Annotated in this window: 7 protein-coding genes; 6 read left to right on the top strand and 1 reads right to left on the bottom strand. The window is 35.7% G+C overall.

Annotated elements, in window-relative coordinates; genetic code table 11:
* Positions 1-12 precede the first annotated feature (12 nt).
* The 6 genes from B5P40_RS05325 to B5P40_RS05300 all read left to right on the top strand — a co-directional run bounded on the left by B5P40_RS05325 (position 13) and on the right by B5P40_RS05300 (position 6,853).
* Positions 13-651: a sugar transferase gene (locus B5P40_RS05325; RefSeq protein ID WP_002030867.1), complete on the top strand. Its 639-nt coding sequence runs from the start codon at positions 13-15 to the stop codon at positions 649-651.
* Between the two features lie 83 nt (positions 652-734).
* Positions 735-2,171 (top strand): oligosaccharide flippase family protein, encoded by a 1,437-nt coding sequence (locus B5P40_RS05320; protein WP_002141066.1) that lies wholly within the window; start codon positions 735-737, stop codon positions 2,169-2,171.
* Between the two features lie 3 nt (positions 2,172-2,174).
* Positions 2,175-3,389 (top strand): O-antigen ligase family protein, encoded by a 1,215-nt coding sequence (locus B5P40_RS05315; protein WP_002141067.1) that lies wholly within the window; start codon positions 2,175-2,177, stop codon positions 3,387-3,389.
* Positions 3,364-4,164 carry a glycosyltransferase family 2 protein gene (locus B5P40_RS05310; RefSeq protein WP_002141068.1) on the top strand — a complete coding sequence of 267 codons (801 nt, stop codon included), beginning with the start codon at positions 3,364-3,366 and terminating at the stop codon, positions 4,162-4,164. The genes B5P40_RS05315 and B5P40_RS05310 overlap by 26 nt, the downstream gene beginning before the upstream one ends.
* Positions 4,161-5,213, top strand: a complete 1,053-nt coding sequence (locus B5P40_RS05305; RefSeq protein WP_078175661.1) for a glycosyltransferase family 4 protein — start codon at positions 4,161-4,163, stop codon at positions 5,211-5,213. The genes B5P40_RS05310 and B5P40_RS05305 overlap by 4 nt, the downstream gene beginning before the upstream one ends.
* Before the next feature lie 92 nt (positions 5,214-5,305).
* On the top strand, positions 5,306-6,853 hold the full coding sequence (locus B5P40_RS05300) for a glycoside hydrolase family protein (protein WP_113708952.1): 1,548 nt from the start codon (positions 5,306-5,308) through the stop codon (positions 6,851-6,853).
* A gap of 298 nt (positions 6,854-7,151) precedes the next feature.
* Here the strand turns inward: B5P40_RS05300 and B5P40_RS05295 are convergent, their stop codons facing one another.
* Positions 7,152-22,184, bottom strand: coding sequence for a DUF11 domain-containing protein (locus B5P40_RS05295; RefSeq protein WP_113708951.1), 15,033 nt, complete (start codon positions 22,182-22,184; stop codon positions 7,152-7,154).
* Positions 22,185-22,243: the final 59 nt, after the last annotated feature.

Genomic DNA, 22,243 nt, shown 5'->3' with positions numbered 1-22,243 from the left:
GGGTAACGATCCATGATTCGTGAAACAAATCAAGCTAAGTTGTATGCTATTCCGGCTCAAGAAAAGGATAAGGTTTTGAATCGAAGTGTAAAACGCTTGTTTGATATTATATTTTCACTCATATTGTTACTTTTTACGATACCAATTATGTTGTTTTTTTGTATTTTGATTGCTTTAGAAACATCAGGGGCTCCAATCTATTTTCAAGAGCGTTTAGGAATCAATGGAAAGAGATTTTATTTATTTAAATTAAGATCGATGGTTAGCGATGCTGAAAAGAACGGACCACAATGGGCAAATGAAAATGATCCGAGAATTACAAAGGTTGGATTGTTTATAAGAAAAACGAGAATGGATGAATTACCACAACTTATAAATATTTTAAAAGGTGATATGTCTTTTGTTGGTCCTAGGCCAGAGAGAGAGTATTTTTATGAAAAATTCGAAGTTAATATTCCAGAATTCAGGCACCGTTTATTAGTAAAACCAGGGTTAACAGGGTGGGCACAAATAAATGGAGGATATAATCTTGATCCGAAAGAAAAGTTGGAATTGGATATGGAATATATTGAAGTGAAGACGATTAGAATGGATATTCGTATTTTATGTAAGACAGTTTTTATTGTATTGAATGGGAATGGCGCAAGATAAAAAATATAGTAAATATAATTTTATGTAAATATTAAATTAATACACAACAAATATAAGTAGGTTACATGCAAAGGAGAACTGGTATGGGTAGATCCATTCTAAACAATATTGTACATCTATTTTATAGTACGATTTTAGCTAATCTTCTTCAAGCCATTAGCTTAATTGCTTTAGCCAACTTTTTTAATGCACAAAATTACGGGATGTTTAGTGTTGCGATAGCATTTACGTTTGTAATGTTATTTTTTACAGATTTAGGGCTTAGTAATACATTTCTTCGAGAAGGGGCAAAGGATGGAGTAGATTTAGGGACGATTGTATCTTCATACATAAAGATAAGGATACTTCTTCTTATTTTTATTTCTGTAATTGGTTATATAGCTATTCATTATGTGTACGAGGATAAGAATTTAATTTATATGATGTTAAACGTAATGTTCCTGATGTTAATAGGCCTTACATGTCAAAATATAGGGATTGCCTACTTTCAGCTTATGGAACGTATGAAATATATAGCACTAATTAAAGTTGTATCCGCAACAGTTGTCATTATAATTACATGCTTTTGCATTTTCGGAGAATTACCAGTGTATATAACAGCTCGCTTATATGGTTTTGGTTATATGATTGGCGGTTTATTTAGCATATACGTTATGAGAAAAAAGACGAACATTAATATGAAAGTAGCAATTCATAAAGGATTGTTTTGGAAATTAGGTCCTTTTATTGTTAGTGGGTTTTTAATAATGAGTACGCCACAATTAGCACCCATCTTACTCAATTATACATTACCATTAAGTATGGTGGGTGTTTTCGCGGTAGCTTATCGGATGCCAGCGGCTTTATATCAAGTGCCAGGGGTAATTGCAGGGGCATTTTTCCCAGTGCTCTTTAAACACTATAACCAGAATAATTTAGAAGAGCATACGAAATTAAATATGATTCAAATAAAATCAATGGCGGTCGTGGGAATATGTATGACGATAGGTTTATATAATTTAGCACCCTATTTTATTTCTATATTTTTTCATGCGGAATGGAGTAATGCAGTAGAGCCGCTCCAAATACTATCTTTTCTCATTGTATTACAAAGTTTAAATGTTGCTATTGCCGATGGTTTAACAACGAGTGGATTTCAAAATAAGAGAACTGCCGTACAGTGTGTTGCTTTAGTAATTGGAGGAATTATGCTATATAGCTTCAGTAGCATTGGTGGAGTTAGAGGAGCGGCTTACGCTATGGTTTTATTTGAAATAGTGGCTTTGATTGGATATACAGCAGTAAGTACAGTGAGGAAAAAAATTGTATTCCAAATTGTAATACCGTATACAATTTATTTTGGTGTAACTTTTATTGGAGTGCAATATGTATTAAAGACATATAATTTGATTGCACTTGTTCTTAATACGTTTATCGTAGTAGTTGGTATATTCCTATATGATTATGAGTTAAAAAAACTTATTCTTTCATTTATAAGAAAAATACGAGAAAAGGATTATATTACGAAGCAGGAGATATAGCCTATGGAAAATAATATGCAAATTTCAATGAAATGGACTTTTCTTCTAATCTTGTTTGTTATGTTAAGTAAATACAACATATATATAGGGTTTTCTTTGAAGATATATATGATTTTTCTAGTCATTTATTTTTGTTTAACAATTAAAGATTTTTATATTCGAAAGCTATATTTTCATGAAGTTGTATTTTTACTGTTTTATTTCATCTATTGTTTAAGTGGCATTCTTTCTATATATTTAAGTGCTAGTATTCGTATGATTTTCGGCGTATTACTTGTTTTAGGATGTTATTTTATTATGAGGAATTTACTGGGGAACACCGAAATAGTAGTGCTCGAGTCAGCCATTGTCTATGTAGGATTAGTATTTAATATTGTAAGTCTCATACTCTATATAGTTGGATTACAACATTTTGGATTATATGGCGGAGAAGAGAGAGAGATTTATGCTGGATTATTAGTAGATAGAGGATATCCGAGATTAATTGGATTATTAGATGATCCCAACATCTTTATTTTTTATAATACAATATTTTTTATGTATTATATGACAAATTTATATAATATCACCAACGTAATAGGATTGATTCTATGTGTTACAACGAGTTTATTAACTTTTTCAAGAGGTGGTATTTTAGCAATTGTGCTCGTCATTTTTGTATATGTATGCATGTCCAGTTTTGCCAAAAAAGTAAAAATAATAATGGGCTTAGTATTGTTTAGTGTTGTTATTTTTAGTTTAGCGAATGTAGTAATGGGTGGACAACTAGATGATATATTGAACGGTCGAATTTCTGATTTTTCACGCGATAATGGGAGTGGCAGATTTACACTATGGGAAGCTGCTTTCAAATATTTTTTATCTAATCCATATATCGGTATCGGTGCTTTTAATTTTTCGAATTATTATGAGTATCAGTTCAATGAAAAACTATATGTGCACAATACATTTTTAGAAATTTTATCTGAATCGGGTACAATTGGTTTTCTTTTATATAGCGCTTTTTTATGTATTTTAATGGTGAAGTTGACTAAGTATAACTTGTTTTGTGAAAAGCCATATCTTTTATTGACTATGATTGCATTTTTATTTCAGATGATGTCATTATCACTTATTATTAACGAAGCTTTCTTTCTATTTTTAGCAGTTGTTGTGAAGTACATTTCAACATATGAAGGAAGGGGAATGATAGATGGTAAAGTGTCTATCAGTACATAACGAGGTGCCTTGTATTTCTATAATAACACCTTCTTATAATAGTTTACGTTTTATTGGTGAGACAATCAGATCTGTGCAGAGTCAATCTTATAAAAATTGGGAAATGCTTATCGTTGATGATGCTTCAACGGACCACTCAGCTGTAAAAATTAAAGAGATGATAGAAGGGGATTCACGAATTCGGTTATTATCATTAGAAGAAAATATGGGGGCTGCTAAAGCTCGGAATATAGCGATTAAAGAAGCGAGAGGAAGGTATATTGCTTTTTTAGATAGTGATGATATTTGGCTACCAAATAAATTGGAGACGCAATTGTTATTTATGGAAGAAACACATGTTGCGTTTTCGTATACGTCCTATAGTTTAATAGATGAAAATAATAATGATCTGAATAGAGAGGTGAACGTACCGGAATTTGTTGATTATCATTATTTAGTGGGAAACACAATTATTGGGTGTTTAACAGTGATGCTTGATCGTGAGAAGATTCCTTGTATTGAAATGCCCAGTGTGCAGCCTGAAGATACAGCGTTATGGCTACAATTGTTATATAAAGGATATGAAGCGAAAGGGATACAGCAGGTATTGGCAAAATATAGAATTGTTACAAATTCTGTTTCAAGAAATAAAATAAGGGCGGCCTTCCGATATTGGAAGCTGTTAAGAGCACAAAAACCACTTAATTCATTGCAAATCTTTTTTTATTTTAGTAAGTATGCTTATCATGCTTACAGAAAAAATAAAATCAATGTAGTTGGGAAGACGCAAGTATGAATATATTGTTGATGACAGATAAATTGATAACTGGGGGAGCCGAGAGTTACTTTTGTAAATTGGAAAACAATTTGCAATATGAAAACATTACGGTTTATACAGCTGCAGGTGAGGGAGAATTATATCAATCTCTTACTAGAAAAGAAAATTTCATGTTACTTAGTCGATGGAATCATTTGAGAAATATTCATTACTTACGAAAAGAGATTTATAAACGAAAGATAGAACTTATTCATGCAAATAGTTTGCGAATGGTATTATATGCTTTTCTACTTCAAAAGTTTATTAAAAGAAAGATAAAAATCGTGTATACGAAACATAATGTAACGATACTAGAAAAGAAAATGCCAATTCTTTTTCGTTATGTCATGAATAAATATGTGAACAATATTATTACAGTAAGTGAATTTGAAAAGAATAACTTAATTTCAATTCATGTAGCTGAAGAGAAAGTAAAGACAATTTACAACGGTGTGGATATTGAAAAATTTTTATTCCAGCAGAAAAAGAAAGAATCTACTTATAAAGTAGGTATATTAGCTAGATTATCCAAGGAGAAAAATCATCAACTATTTGTTAAAATTGCAAATGTGTTAAAAAAGAGAAATGATTTTATGTTTTATATTGCTGGTGATGGACCAGAGAAAGAATCTATTATGAAAGAAATAGAAAAATATGACTTGCAACAAAGTGTAAAGATGTTAGGAAATATTTCAGAGCCACATAAGTTTATAGGAAATATGGATGTATTACTTTTATTATCTTTTCGTGAAGTGTTTCCAATGGTAGTAATTGAAGCAATGGCTACAGGAACACCAATGGTTTCAATAGATGTCGGCGGAATAAATGAAGCGGTAATAGATGGAGAATCAGGTGTTTTGATATCTGAATATTGCGAATATGAATTCGCAGACGTGCTGGAGGAATTACAAGGAAATGAAGAAAAGGTGAATGATATTAGAGTGAAAGCGCGAGAAAAAGCGGAAAGAAATTTCTCGTTAACTAAAATGGTAGAAGAAACGAAGGATATATATGAATTAAACAAATGACCGTGGAGGTCGTTTGTTTTTTTTATGATACAAACTTTTAAGAGAGAACTCACATATTATATGAAAAAGGCAATATGAGGAGTGAATTTATTTTGTCAGAATATATTTCTTCACAAGAGGAGTGTGCGCCAGAAAATAGTGTTCATATTGATTGCTTTGGTGCAGTTCCGAATTCAGGAAGTGATAGTTCGTTAGCGATTCAACAAGCGATTAATTATTGTGTAGCGAACCGAATTTCGACGGTAAGAATTACAGGGGTTAATACGTATAAAATATTGAAGCCGATTGTTATTAAATCCAACGTAAGATTAGAGTTAGATCCTACCGTAACGCTGCAAATTGATGGAGATTTTAATGCGTTTGAGTTACAAAGTAATGCTTCTATAACTGGCGGTACTATTCAAGTTATTAATCAAGTATTTCAGTCATCTGTTATTTATGTTTCCGGTTCACAACAAATAGAAGTGCCTAATCAATCTGTCATATCAAATATAAATATAATAAATACCACACCATCATATAAAGGAAAAGCTATACATTTTTATTGTCAAAAAGCGTGGGATTATATTAGTTTCTTTCAAGTTAACTATGTTCAAGTTAAAAACTTTCAAACTGCAATATATTTAAAAACGGAATATGTAGACAATATAAATACACCTTGCTGGATTAACGCAAATGTATTTCAATCTATATTTATTGATGGATGTCAGTATGGAATAGAAGTAGATGGGAATAGTGATTTACCAAATGAAAGTTCAGGAAATACGTTTCATGATATTCAAGTGCAATGTAGACAACAAACGAAAAAAGCAATTCGTTGTTCAGGTGCTTATAATACATTCAACTGTATGATTTGGGATACGTACAGGATGAGTAGTGAACAAATAGTAATTGAATTTTCTTCCAATTCCCATCGTAACTACCTTTTTTCAAATTTACTTTCAACAACTATTGTAGATAACGGACAATACAATGTTTGTAAGTCTACTTATGAAGAATCACTTCGGATTCAGTTACCTTTGACGCTGAATAAACCACATTTAATAGGAAATCAAGATGATATTTTAGTAAATGCTCAGCTGAAGTATAGTGTTAAGCAAGTAAGTGGGAAATTACCTTACGGAGGAAATATCGCTAATTGTTTTAATTTAATAGATGAACAAAGTGTGAATTATATTGATGTTCCAGATAGTAATCCAGTTGTTATTGAATTGGACTTTACGAAAAATCCGATCAAAATGTTGAATTGTATTGGGATGTACTTTGGATGGGGAGAGAGCCCAAAGAAAATTAAAATTGAATATGCATTAAGTACAACTGGGAGTTGGATTATCGCGGCAGATGTTCCATTAAATGTTGGAGATACAGTTATATCGAATATGAAAGCTAATCAGTTATATAAAGTAAGAATTACATTGAGTGGTTACTCTCAAGACCATAAGCGTTTTCGAATTAATCGTATTTTTGCAAGGTCTTCTATGGAAAATGGAAATGCTTGGTTAGCGACAACTGGCGGAAGAATGTTTGGAGATATTGAGCTGGAAGCGAGTCAAGGTGTAATTATGAAGACTGCTAGTGGAGCGAAATGGAAAGTTACTATTAATGAAGTTGGTCAGCTTATTACGACTAAAATAACGTGAGATGATCCTGTCTTTCTATAATTTTGGACGAGTACTAGGCGACGTGATAAAGTGAAACTTTCATCAGTGGGGTTTTGTCCATCACCCACTGATTATTAGCCCGCATAATGGGGCTTTTACGGGCAGCCCGACTCCACCTAACTTCCTCGCATTCGCCGAATTTTGAGGTGGGAGCCTTACTACCCGCAAATAGCGGGATAAATTCAATTTAAAAGAGAAATGTGTAGTCTGTGGAATGAAAAAAAGATTGTAATTTGGTCCAAATCAACCAAAATACAATCTTTTTTGTTGTACTGAATTACTGCCACCAAATCCAAGTCCAAAAGTAATTTCGTATATTTCGAGGAGTAATGCGTATGAAACGTTCACCGTCAAAGAAACAATTTAAATTTGGAAGTGTTTCATCTGGATTTTCTGGAATAAAGGTGACGATGTTTTCGTTACTTGTAATGGTTACTGTGATTGGTGGATCGGTAGGAGAGATTTGAAGTTGTAAAGAAACGTTTGCCGTGTTTTTAAATTCATTATTAATAGGTGGACTTATCACTTGTACTGTGAATAACACGATAATTGTTTCGTTCGGTTCCAAATTAGTAGCGACTAGGAAACCGATATTCGGATTCGCTAGTGGAGAGCGTTCCCCATTAATGAAGACCGTACCGTTCATAAATTGTAAACCTGCTGGAATGGTGTCTTGTAATGAAATATTTGTAATTGAAAATTCCGAAGTATTCGTAATATGCACCGTATAATCAAAATATTGGTTTAAATAAGCTGAGCTAACGGAAGCGTTTTTAAGCACAGTTGCAGTTATAAATTGAACTGGTATGCGAACAATGTTCGAATTAACGATGAAAGTAATAATCGGATCCTGTGGTGTCAATTGGAAAGCAGCTGTAACTGTTGCGGAATTGATAATTGTACTGTTTGAAGGGATAGAAGTTACGAGAACTTTAAATGTTATAGTTACTACTCCATCTGCCGATAAGGAACCAATGTTAATACCAGTGTCTGGTCGAATATTTGGAAATAGTATTCCATTAATTGTTACACTATTTTCAATAAATGTTGTACCCGCTGGAATCGTATCTAAAATGGAAGTACTTATAGTCGGAATCGGAGAATGATTAAATACGTCTAGTGTGAATGTAATGATATCTCCTGTAATAGTAATAGATTTGTTAGCGATTTTTGCAATACCAACCATTGGATCCACTATTGTTGTTGTGACGACATTTGTTTGCTTTGTAATTGTAATAGGTGGTTCATTCGGATCAATGGTAACAGTATAGGAAACAGAAGCGTCGTTATTGATAGCAGTTTGAAGAGTCGAAGAAGATATTGTTACTTGGAACGTAATGACAACAGATTCATTAGGAGCAAGGTTTCCTAATGGAATACCATTTTCAGGATTCGCATTAGGCTGATTGATCCCGTTAATCGTAACACTGCCAGTAATGAAAATTGTATCTACTGGTACGGTGTCTATGGCAAGAAGGTCTTCAATCGTTACATTACCGCTATTAGTAATTGTAATTGTATACGTTAAAGTTTGACTAGGTAATGCATTCGTGGCATTAACAGATTTTATGGCAACGACATTATCATTTTGGACAGTTGTTGTGACAGTATTTGTTGTAGTCGTATTTGTAACAGGTAAGTTATTTGGATTGACTATATAGTTAAAAGTAGTAATTGCTTTGTTGTTGAGTTCATTTGGTGTTGGAATAGAAGTTACAGTTACTTGGAATGAAGCGATGGCATCTCCACCTACAATTATAGTACCAATTGGTATGCCGCTTACTGGATTAACTCCCGGAACAGTTTCTCCGTTTACAATGACACTATTTTCTATAAACGTAGTACCTTGAGGAATAATATCTTGAATGACTACATCATCTGCTGAAACATTACCAGTTTGATTTAGTGTAATCGTATACGTTAACGTATCACCGACCGTTGCAAATGCAAGGTCAACAGTTTTATTGCTATTTAAATTCGCGTGATGAATTTCTGTTACGGCAGCTGATGAAATAATAGTTTCGGTAATAGGTGGCCTATCTGGTACCGTGTATTCATATTCAATTGTACTCGTGTTAGAGATTGGATTTGTTTGCGGAATGGAAGTAACCCGGACTTGGAATAGAATAGTTGCTGTCGTATTAGGCGGAATGTTATCAATTTGTATACCGCTAAGTGGATTGTCATTTGGCCGAGCGTTGCCATTCACAATAACACTATTCTCTATAAAGCTCGTATTTGCTGGGATGATATCAGTAACGATAATGTTTTCTACTTGTATATTCCCATTGTTTGTGATGGAAATTGTGTAAGGGATGATAGTTTGTAGGTCAGCGTATTGGATAGGCGTTGTTTTTGTTGCAATTACATTAGCAGAAATAACTTCAGTGAAGGTAATATTACTAGTCGATATTTGTTCTTCACCATTAATTGTATAACGAGAAGTGGATTGATTTTGAATACGACCGCTAGCTGGAAGAGCTAACACAGTAACGGAAAACGTGACTGGGATAGAAATGTTAGGAGCAATCGTTCCTACAAGTATACCGGCACTTGGATTGGCGTTAAGCTGAGGAATATTATTTACTAAAACGCTACCGTTTATAAAGGTTGTTCCATCAGGAATATTGTCTGTAAATACAACCGCAGTAGCATCCGTATTCCCTGTATTCGTTAAAGTTGTTGTATAAGTTAAAATGTCACCAATCGTTACAGAAGTCAAATCAACAGTTTTCAGTGAAACGATATCAGCGTCATTAATTTGAACGAAAGTAGTATTGGAAGTAGTAGATTTTTGAATTGGTGCAAAGTCAGGATTGAAAATAAAGTCGTAGACGATGTTTGCAGTATTAGGTGTTGGATTTACAGCAGGTAAATTCGTAACGGAAACTTGGAATGTTATTGTTGTCGATTGACCTGACGCGATATTAGGAATGGAAAAGCCGATATTCGGATCTGCTGCAGGAATTATAGTATTGTTAACTATTACACTTCCAGGAATAAATACAGTTCCATCCTCGATAGTATCTGTAAAAAAGATGGAGTTAGTTGTAGTCGATCCATTATTTTGAATGAATACTGTATATTCAATGGTGTCATCAATGTTAGCTAATACTTTATTAGAGGATTTTGTAGCGATAAGAATAGCATCAATAAATTGTATATTTGTAGTATTGGAAGAGGTCGTTTCTGAAATTGGTGGTAAGCTTGGGTCTGGTTGATACTCATAGTGAATGACGGCGATATTATTAATGTTATTTTGAGAAGGTATAGAGACTACATTTACTTGGAACGTAACAATAATCGTATTATTTGGAAGGATAATACCAAGATTGATACCGGTAATTGGATTTTCGTTAGGTCTTGGTATGCCATCTACAAGGATGCTATTTGGAACGAATGTGGTGCCAGCAGCAATTGCGTCAATTAGGAGAGTATTTGTAATAGGTACTGTACCAGCGTTTGTAACGGCGACTGTATATGTGATGATTTGACCGATGCGTGTAATGGATCTATTGGCGGATTTAATTGCACTAACATTTGCCGTCCGCACTTCCGTGTTTACTGCATTTGATAACGATCTACGCTGAATAATCGGAGAGCTAGGGTCAATTTGGTATTCGTACGAAGTGTCTGAAATATTAATGACTGTATTGCCGGACGGTATATTTGTAAGTTGTACTTGGAATGAAATAGTGACTGTTTCATTTGGTTGTATCGTGCTGAGAGTTACTCCGTTTTCAGGATTCGCGCCAGGCTGAATCACATTATTTATTGATAAGCTATCTTCAATGAATATAGTACCTTCTGGAATGTTATCAATAAACACGGTATTGTTAGCTGGAATGGTTCCTATATTTTGTAGTGTATTTGTGTAGGTAATAATTTGCCCAATTGATACGAAAGTTACATCCGCGCTTTTAACAGAAATAATATTTGCATTTTGAAGTGATGTTGTAACAATGTTAGAATTTGCAGAGCGATTCACCGGTGGAGCTGTAGGAATACTTACATATTGGTAATTTGCAGAAGATTGATTTACAATTTCGGTTTCAGTAGGTGGATTGTTTGTTTGCACTTGAAATAGTATCGTTTTGGAACTGTTTGTTGGAATTGTTCCAAGTGGTATTCCGTTTTCTGGATTTACACCTGGCTGCAGGACACCGTTAATTGTGACACTATCGGAAACGAATGTAGTCCCAGCTGGAATAGAATCTGTAAAAATAATATTTATTGCGTCAACATTGCCGATATTTTTCACTTCAGAAATATAAAGTATAGTTCCACCAATATCTACAGTTATTGGATTGGATGTTTTTGTAATTGTCAATTGTGCTTGCACGAAATTTGTAATGACGATATTACTTGTAGATGTTTCAGTAATAGGCGGCTGGCTTGGATCTGGTTGAATTGAATATGTTGTATTGGATTGATTTGTAATCGATTCTTGCGAGAATGAATCGTTAATAAGAATTTGGAACGAAATAAGGTGAGTAGCGTTTGCTACTAGGTTAGGCAAAGCAACCCCTACATTTGGATTTGCACCAAGTATAGCTGTTCCATTAAGTGTAAAACTATTTTCTACGAATGTAGTCCCTTCTGGAATAGTATCTGAAAATATGAGATTAGTAGCTGGAATATTTCCGGTATTTTCTAGCGTTATCGTATAAGTCAAAATATCACCTGTTGTTGCTTGTTGTGCATTAACTGCTTTTAAAGAAAGAACATTCGCATCCGAAATTTGTGTGAAAGCTGGATTAGACGTAATTGTTCGAGAGATGATAGGAGAGGTTGGATCGGCGATAAAAGTATAGTCAATACGGGCTATATTAGAAATTGGATTCACGCTTGGAATGGATTGAACGATAACTTGGAATGTGACGGTGACAATTTCTGACGGCGCAACGGAGTTTAATGGTATTCCTACGTTTGGATCGGCACCTGGAACTGAAACGCCATTAATGGTCACGCTATTCGGAATAAATGCAGTTCCTTCTGGGACCAAATCTGTTAAATTAACTGTATTTGCAGTTGTATTGCCGTTATTTTGAACGACTACTGTATAAGTGATTGTACCGTCAGTAGTTTGTACGAGAGAATCTGTATTTTTAATTGCGGATAACGATGCATCAACGACAGCTGTATTAACCGTATTAGATGAGGATGTTGCTGTAACTGGAGGTTGACTTGGATCGACAATATACGTGTAACTTGTAATTGCTTGATTTATAATCGCTCCTTGCGGTGGAATAGAACTTGCAAGAAATTGGAACGTAATAGTAGCAGAATCACCTGGTGCGATAATACCAACTGGAATACCGAGAGTTGGACTTGCATCTGGAAGTGAAATCCCGTTAAGCGTGACACTATTTGGAACAAATAATGCCCCTTCAGGAACTCCGTTAATGAGTAATACAGAATTTGCAGGGAAGTTTCCAGTATTCGTTAATGTTGCTGTATACGTAATTATATCTCCGATAGATACGATTGTACGATTTGCTTCTAAAACAGTTGTAACAGTCGCGTTATTAATTTGTGTTGAAGCGCTATTAGAATTTATCGTGCCTGTAACAGGAGGAGAGGCCGGATTAACTATAAATTCGTATTGAATAGATGCAACGTTTGTAATTGGATTCGAAGGTGGAGTAGATGTAACTATGACTTGGAAAGTAACAGTTAAGGAACTGTTCGTACTAACGGTTCCGATATTAACTCCGTTATTTGGATTTGCCCCTGGAATGATACTTCCATTTACAGAAAAGCTATTTTCAACAAAGGTCGTTCCAGCTGGAATAAGATCTGAGAAATTTACATTCGTAGCGTTTGTATTGCCGCTGTTTTGAATCAAAACTGTATAAGTGATTGTGTCTCCGATATTCGCAAAGGCTGTATTAGCAGTTTTTACAGCTGAAAGTATTGCTGAATTAATAGAAGTAACGAAGACGTTCGTCTCCACATTGCCAGGCTGAGTCTGTAATGAATTGCCTACGTTATATTGGAAGTTAACAAATCCTAAGTTTTGGAGTTCAGGTGTGAAGGTTGTTGGATTGCTTATTATTTGGACTTGGAACATAATTGTTACGATTTGATTTGGAGTTATTGTATTTATGCCAACACCGTCAATGATAGAAGCGGATGGTAATGAAGTGCCATCAACAATGACTGATCCTGCAACAAATTGTGTCCATGTCGGTATAGGGTCTGAGAAAACAACGTTGTTAGCAGAGATATTTCCTGTATTCGTAATAGTGGTTGTATACGTAATCGTATCACCGATCGTTGCAAAAGCTTTATCTCCTATTTTAATAGTGTTTAAAATAGCACTCTCAATTTTTGTTGTAACGCTATTAGAAGTAATATTTTTTGAAACAGGTGGATTAGCCGGATTAACGATATGCTGGAAGCTAACGCTAGCTTGATTGGTAATTGGATTTATAGGCGGAATTTCATCGGCACTAATATGAAATGTTACGATGACAGACTGGTTTGGCGCGATATCACCAATTGGAACGCCTGTAATTAGGTCTGCATTTGGGATGGTAGTTCCGTTAAGTGTAAAACTATTCGGTTCAAATGAAGTTCCGTCTGGAATTAGGTCGGTAAAAATAACACTCGTCGCACTAACATTTCCGCTATTTGTAATCGTAACTGAGTAGACAATATCTTGCCCAATATCTACTGTTTCCACATTTGAATTTTTTTGTGCAGTAAGGATAGCGCTATTAACTTGTGTTGTCGTTGTATTAGATTGATTAGAGGTTGAAATGAACGGCTGATCTGGATCAACAATATAACGGTAAGTGGTAAGAGCCGAATTAGAAATAGGATTGTTGATTGGGAGGGTTGAAACGATGGCTTGGAATGTGACGATTGATGTGTTTCCACCATTAATTGAACCGATATTTACACCAGTAGATAAATCAGCGTTTGGAATGGTTTGCCCATTAACTGTGAAACTGTTTGGAACGAAACTTAAATTGCTATCAAGTATATCGATAATCGTTACATCAGTTGCAGCAACATTTCCGGTATTAGGAAGGTTAAGTGTAAATGTTATTGTATTACCAACATCCGCAAAAGTAAGATTTGCTGTTTTTGTGCTAATAATATTTGCGTTGTTTATTTGAAGAAGTGTAGTGTTGGAGCTAGCTGTATTCGATACCGGCGGATTACCTGGATCAACAGTAAACTCATATGTCGTTGATGCTGTATTCGGTGCTGGATTAATAGGTGGAATGCTGTTCACTGTAACTTGAAAGACGATACTATATATTTCATTTGGTGGAAGTGCTGCAAGTAATACACCTGTATTTGGATCCGCATTAGGTTGTAAAATGCCATTGACAGTTAATGTGCTAGGAACAAATGTGAGTCCACTTGGTAATACATCTGTGAATACAATATTAGTTGCATCCGTATTGCCTACATTGGCAATAGAAGTAGTGTAAAAAGCAGTTTGCCCGACATCTGCAAAGGATAGACTTTCATTTTTCGTCATAGATAATATAGCTTCTCTAATTTGTGTTGAAACAAGATTACTAATTGAAGTTTCTGCATCAGGCGGTGAGACTAATTGATACGATGTTGATGAGAAATTTACAATTGGGTTTTCGGTTGGTAATGACGCCACGTTTACTTGGAATGAAACAGTTACTGTAGACCCAGCTGTTATAGGCCCGATATTTACACCGTTCGATGGGTCCGCACCACTTTGAGAAACCCCGTTAATAGAAAATGAGTTTGCAATAAATGTAGTTCCGCTCGGCATTGTATCTGAGAAAATAACATTTTGTGCGGATGAGTTTCCATTGTTTGTTAAAGTAACAGTATAGGTGAGTGTGTCTCCAATACGACTAAAAGATTTATCGACTTGTTTTAATGAAAGAATGGTAGCTGTGTTAATTGTAGTGAACACTGTGTTTGAAGTAACATTCCTTGAAACAATAGGGGCATTAGGGTCAGCGATAAATGTGTAAGAAGCACTAGCCGAATTGGCAATAGGATTTTGAACAGGAGTAGAAGTAGCGGTAACTTGAAATGCTATTGATATTGAGTTGTTAGGAGCGATTGCTCCAATCGTTATACCTGTATTAGGATTAAGACCAATTTGCGTGATGCCATCTATTGTAACGCTATCAGTAATAAACGTTGTACCATCTGGTATAAGGTCAGTGAAAGTAATATTAGTTGCGTTTGTATTACCACTATTCGTTAAAATTGTCGTATAGGTAATGGTATCACCTAGCGTTACAAGTGTTTGATCGACTGATTTAATTATCGTAATCATAGCATCTAATACAGGGTTTGTAACAATATTCGTTGAAGTAGAAGTAGTAGCAGGAGCTCCGTTTGGATCAACAGTATAAGAATATAAAATTGTATCGTTACCCATAATCGAGCTTGAAGGGGGAACAGAAATAACATTTACTTGGAAAGTAACGGTTACTGTCGCGCCAGGAGCGATATTTGGTATAGTTACTCCAAGTGCTGGTTGTGCACCAAGCTGTTGGATGCCATTTACTGTGACCGAATCTGGTACGAAAGTAGTGCTAGGAGGAATGGCGCTTGTAAAAGTTATATTTGTAGCAGGTGTATTTCCTGTATTCGTAATCGTAGTTGTATACGTAAGTGTATCACCGACGGAAATAATAGATTTATCAACAGTTTTTGTCGTATTTAATATGGCGCTATTAATTGTTGTCGAAACCGCATTAGATACATTCGTTTGTGATACGGCAGGTTGGCTAGGATCGACCACATGTGCAAATTGTACAGAACTAAAATTAGAAATTGGATTTATACTTGGAATGTTTGTAACAAGTACGTTGAGAGTAATAATGGCCGTTCCACCTGGATTTATATTTTCAATCTGTATCCCGCTAGCTGGATTTCCAATTTGCTGTGTACCAGAATCGCTTGTAAGAGTCCCGGAAATAAATGTCGTTCCGTCAGGTAAAATATCTGTGAAAATTATATTTTGTGAAGTGACATTTCCAGGGTTATTTAATGTAATTGTATAAGAAATTGTATCGCCGATCGTTGCGAAATTTTTATCCGCGGATTTAACCGCTACAATTTCCCCGGAATTTATTTGTGTCGAAACAGAATTGGATGTTGTACTTCGTGAAACGAGTGGTAAATTAGGTCCTGTCATAAATTGATAATTAATAGAAGCACCGTTTACAACCGGTGAGTTTGGTCCCCCAGGCCCAATTGTGAAAATTGGATTTGGAATACTAACTACTTGCACGCGGAAGGTGACGTTTATAAAATCTCCTGCAATAATATCTCCAATTGGTATCCCATTCGCTGGATTTACTCCAGGTAATAAAACCCCACCTACTCGAACGCTATCTTCTATAAATACTGTATTATTTGGAATCGGATCTGTAAAAATGATATTAGTAGCAGTCGTGTTCCCTATATTTTCTAATAAAACAGTATACGTTAAAAATGAATTTCCAGGTGCTACGTCAGAAAAGATACGATCCACACTTTTCGTTGCTTGAATGATTGCTTTATTTATTTGAACTAAGACCGGATTACTAGTAGCCGTTTCTGTAACAGGCGGCTCGGTAGGGTCAACAATGATAGAGTATGTTGTACTAGATTGGTTCATCGTAGGGTTTGAAGCTGGTATTGAACCGACAATGGCTTGGAAACTAATGGTTGTCGTTCCTCCAACTGGAATTGGGTCTAAAGGAACCCCGTTATCTGGCCTAAATCCAAGTTGTGGGATGGTATTAATTTGTACGCTATCAGGCACGAATGAAAGTTCAGGTGGTAATATATCTATAAAAACAGGTGTGTTTGCAGTTGTATTTCCACTATTGGTAAGGGTTGTTGTATACGTAATTGTATCTCCAACAGCAGCAAATGCACTACTCGCAGTTTTTGTTGCGATAACGGAAGCAGTATTTACTTGTGTAAAAGTTTTATTGGATTTAACTGTTCGTGAAACAGGTGGTTCATTAATATCTACAATAAAACTATATTGAACCGATGATTTGTTCGGAATTGGATTAGGGTTTGGAAGTGTTGTAATGTTTACTTGAAAACTGAGTGTAATCGATGCATTTGCATTCAAGTTACCAATATTGATACCGTTTTGTGGATTTGCATTCGGGACGGTTACACCATTTATTTTAAATGTATTTGGGACAAAGGCAGTACCGTTTGGAATTGTATCTGTAAAAATAATGTTGTTTGCAGTAGTATTTCCTGTGTTTGTAACAGATGAAGTGAATGTAATCGTATCTCCAATTGTAGCGAAAGTTGTACTCGCATTTTTATTTAAAACTAAAGTAGCGTCAATAATTGGGGTAGCAGTCGTGTTTGTTACAGTGCTTCCCACAGCAGGTGTTTGGTTTGGATTCACTGTATATTCATAATTTACAAGGGCGTTATTCGTTAAAGTACCGCTAGGAGGAATCTCAAGAATTTTTACTTGGAATGTAAGAAAAGTAGTTCCTCCGGGTGAAATATCATCTAAATGAATACCTAATGAAGGATCTAATCCAGGTTGGGAAACATTATTTATCGTAACGGAATTTGGTATGAAGGATGCACCTGGTCCAAGCCCATCTGTTAAAACTGTAGCACTAGCAGGGATATTACCTGTATTTGTAACTGCAATCGTATAGGTTACGATGTCTCCAATTGCAGCGGTCGGTGTATTCACTGACTTCGTAGCGATGATTGTAGCGTTATTAATTTGAGTTGTTATTACGTTACTTAACGCATTGGCGGATGCTAGAGGTAAGTTAGGATTTACGACATATTGGTACGTTGTATTACTTTGGTTCGGGATTGGATTTGGACTAGGGATGGAATTTACTATTACTTGAAATGAGATTGTTGTATTTGTATTGGGGTTTATTGGATCAATTGCTACGCCATTTGCTGGATTTATATTAGGGAGTGTAGTACCATTTACTGTTACACTATTTGGAATAAATGAAGTCCCACTTGGAATGGCATCTGTAAATACTATATTTGATGCAAGTGTATTCCCGCTATTTGTTAAAGTAGTCGTGTACGTAATAATATCATTTACGTTAGCAAACTGTTTATCTGCAGATTTTGTAGCGGCAATTGAGGCGTTATTAATAGTTGTCTGTACCGTGTTAGAAGCCACCATCTGCATTACAGCTGGCTTGGATGGATCGTACGTATATTGGAATGTTGTGCCTGATTGATTTGTAATCGGATTTACAGCAGGGATAGTTGGTACAAGAACCTGGAATGCAACGGTTCGTGATGAATTCGCTCCTATCGTACCGATAAAAATACCGTTAGCAGGATTTGCATTTGCTATAGGGACATTGTTAATCGTTACAGTATTAGGAATGAACAGGGTACCCGCTGGAATGATATCTGTAAACGTTACATTAGAAGCAGGGATATTGCCATTATTCGTTAAAATCGTTGCATACGTTATGACATCGCCAACATCAGCGAAGTTTGTGCTCGTTAGTTTTGTAGCAACAATATTAGCAGTATTAATTTGTGTAGTTACTATATTACTAGTAGCGTTTTTCACAACAACAGGTAAATTTGGATCAGCGATAAAGCTATATTGAAGTGAAGCGCTATTTTGAATTGGATTTGGTGAAGGTAGCCCATTTGCACTTATTTGAAAAACAATCGTTGTAAAACCACCTGCAGGAATGGAGCCGACTTGAAGGCCGGTACTTGGGTCTGCACCTAGCTGTAAAGCGCCACCTATAAAAATACTATTTGGTACGATAGTGGTGCCGGGAGGGATTATATCGGTAACAACAACATTGTTTGCAGTAGTATTGCCAAGGTTAGCTAAGGAAATTGTATATGTGATTGGTTGCCCGACATCGGCAATAGTTAAATCTACCTCTTTGACAATAACTACATTTGCTAAATTAATTTGTGTACTTACAGTATTACTTAAAGATGTTTCTATAATTGGTGGATCACCTGGATTTAGAACGAAACTATACTGTGTGCTCGATGAATTAGTTGTTGGATTTTGGGCTGGTAAAGCAGTGACAGTTACTTGATAAGAAACGGTAATTAATCCGCTAGCAGGAATAGAAGGTAACAGGACACCGATATTTGGATCTGCATTGTTTTGCAAAACGCCATTAATAAGAAAAGTATTTGGAATAAAGGTAGTACCATCTGGATTTATATCTATGAAAGTAGGATTATCAGCAGAAACGCTTCCTGTATTAGTTAAAATAACGGTATAAGTTAATATATCTCCAACAGTAGCGAACGCTCGATCCACTGTTTTTGCCGAAATTACATTTGCATCATTAACTTGGATAAATGTAGTGTTTGTAGTTGTGTTTGTACTTACAGGAGAAGCGTTTGGATCAACGATAAAGTTATAGGAGATGGAAGCGCTATTCAAAATAGGATTAGGATTTGGAATACTAGTTATTAATATTTGGAATGAAGCTGTAATTGTAGTATTAGCATTGATGCTACCAATATTGATGCTAGCTGGTGTTGCGCCCGGCTGAGTAACACCGTTAACTATAACACTGTTAGGTACAAAGGAAGTGCCATTCGCAATGGAATCGGATAGTAATACATTGTTCGCTGTAACATTTCCATCGTTTGTAAGAGCAAAGGTGTAAGTTAATACATCTCCAACTTCCGCAAACGTTTGACTTACAGATTTATTAGCATGAAGATTTGCTAGTCTAATTGTTGATGTAACAGAATTAGAATTTGCAGTTTTTGAAGTTGGTGGCAGGCTTGGATTTACAGTGTAAATATAAGAGGCGAAAGCGTTATTAATGATAGGGTTTTGTGCAGTAATATTGATGACTGTTACTTGGAAGGATAAGGTGAAAGTAGCTCCGCCAGGAATTGTGCCGATAGGTAAAGCAACGAGAGAATCTACATTTTGCAAAACTCCGTTGAGCGTTACAGAACCTAATGTTAATATCGTTCCATTTGGAAGTGGATCTGTTAGTTGAACGTTATTGGCGGCCGTATTTCCACTGTTTGTAATAAGGATTGTATAACTTATCGTTTCGCCAATTGTGGCAAATTGTTTATTTGTAGACTTTGTTAATGTTAAATTCGCATTGTTAATTTGAGTAGTAACGACGTTAGAAGAAATGTTTTTCATAATGGGTGATTGGCTAGGGTTAACGGTGTACTGATAAGAAGCGCTTGATCCGTTAGATACGGCATTTGACACGGGTATTGTGTTTACTACTACTTGAAATGAAACACTTTTGGTTGTGCCAGTTGGGATGGATCCTATGTTCACACCATTAGCGGGATTAGCGCCAACTTGTGTCGAGCCATCTATTGTTAAACTGTTTAGGACAAAAGTTGTTCCTGTAGGAATGACATCTGTAAAAATAACATTGTTCGCATTCGTATTACCTGTACCTGTAAAGGCAACAGTGTAAGTCAGTGTATCGCCAATATCTGCATAGTTTTTATCTACTGCTTTCGTCATTGTTACAGTAGCATTATTCACTTGCGTGGAGACAATATTCGTCGTGTCAGTCCCGCTTACTGCCGGCTGGTTTGGTACAGGAATGTATTGATATGTTGTTGTACCACTATTTAATATTGGATTTGTTTGTGGGATAGAAGGAACGAATACTTGAAAGGAAATAGTAGTAGTAGAATTTGCAGCAATAGATCCAATTGATATACCATTAGCGGGATTTGCTCCAGCTTGAGTAACTCCGTTAACAGTTACACTCCCTGGAATGAAAGTAGTCCCGCTAGGAATCGGATCTGTATATATAACGTTCGTTGCAGCGATATTTCCAATATTAGCTAAGGCAATACTGTAAGTTAATGTTTCACCAATATCGGTAAAAAGTTTGTTAACTGATTTTGTACCATTAATATCTGCGAGGTTAATTTGTGTTCCTGCAGAGTTACTTGTTGCAAGACCGTTAAAAGTCGTTCCTCCGGCAATCGGTGTATATTGAAATGTAATATTAGCAGTGTTAGAGATAGGATTTTGACTTGGAAGAGAAACGACAGTCGCTTGGAAAGCTACTGTACGAGAAGAGCCATTATTAATTGTCCCCAGAGATATACCGGCGACCGGATTTGCGTTTGTTTGTGGTACGTTATCTATCGTTACGCTTCCAGGTATAAAGGAAGTACCGTTAGGGAGAACATCTGTAAAAGTAACGTTATTTGCAGGAAGAAGCCCGGTGTTAGGAACAGTAACTGTATAGGTTAGAATATCTCCAATTGTAGCGACACTTTTATTCACGCTTTTAGTTGCTTGTATATTAGGTGAGTTTATATTGATTTGTAAACCGACTGTATTTAACATATATGCATCCCCGTTAGTAGTTAAACGAATTGAGGCAGATACTTGGGAATTTGTTAAATAAGGAGAAATATCAATGGAAGTAATGTCCCATCCTTGTCTTCCAGCGGAGATATTTGTACTTGTAGAGGCACTCTGGTTTCGCGTTCCAAATGTACCAGTTGTATCTAAGTTCCCTGCAGCATTATTAATTTGAGAACCGAAGAAATTATTAACAGCATTATTTGGCCCAGATAATGCATTTAATGAACTGAAATTTGGTCCAAATAAAGCTTGATCCCCAGTTAAATCAGCATCCCCTTCAGTAGAACTTAAAAATAATCTCCCGCTTACAGGTCCCCCGGCAGGTGTTAAAAACCCTGAGACAGATACATCTGCACTACCGGTTTCTACAGAAACGCGGTTACCAGCTACGTAAATTGTTAAATTTCTTGCGGGTAAGGAACCGTTTTGATAAGCGACAATAAGCGTCCATCCTGCAGAATTAATGGCTCCATTAGAAGCGTCTAAAGGATCTACAAGTCCAGGAACAGAACCTGTTGTATAAGATCCAGATCCAGCAGCTTGAACGAGTGACGTTACATCCGCTGATCGTGTGTAAAATCCAAATGTGACAGATCCAGAAACGAATGTTTGATTTGAAGCTGTAACAGCCGAAGGGGTAATTGAGTATGTTGACACAGGTGTTGTAAAAGAAACGGGGTTTCCTAATACACTCGTAATGTTTTGATCCCGAGATAAATAGTTTCCACCCCAAACGAGTTCTGCGTAAAGAATAGTACTACCAGCAGGGATATTCAAAATAGCGGTAGAACTATTTTGTGTATAGTTTAACGTTGTACCTGCAGGAAAAGTAGGTACTTGTAAAGCGGTATTCGTAGTTACGAATGCACCAATTGCACCGATTGTACCAGCACGGTTTAGATTGCTAATTTTACTTAAACCTAGTGTGTTTCCTGTAATAGCGAGTGCGCCGTTAGTGGTGGTAGAAAATCGATTCGTAATGGGCATGTTGTCACCTCATTTACAATATAGTCTTGGTCAAAATAGGATATGTGTGTGAGTGATAA

This window comes from Bacillus sp. SRB_8, assembly GCF_003264205.1.
GTDB lineage: Bacteria > Bacillota > Bacilli > Bacillales > Bacillaceae_G > Bacillus_A > Bacillus_A mycoides.
Note: the sequence above shows the minus strand (reverse complement) of the source record. Positions and strands in the feature narration are given on the sequence as shown.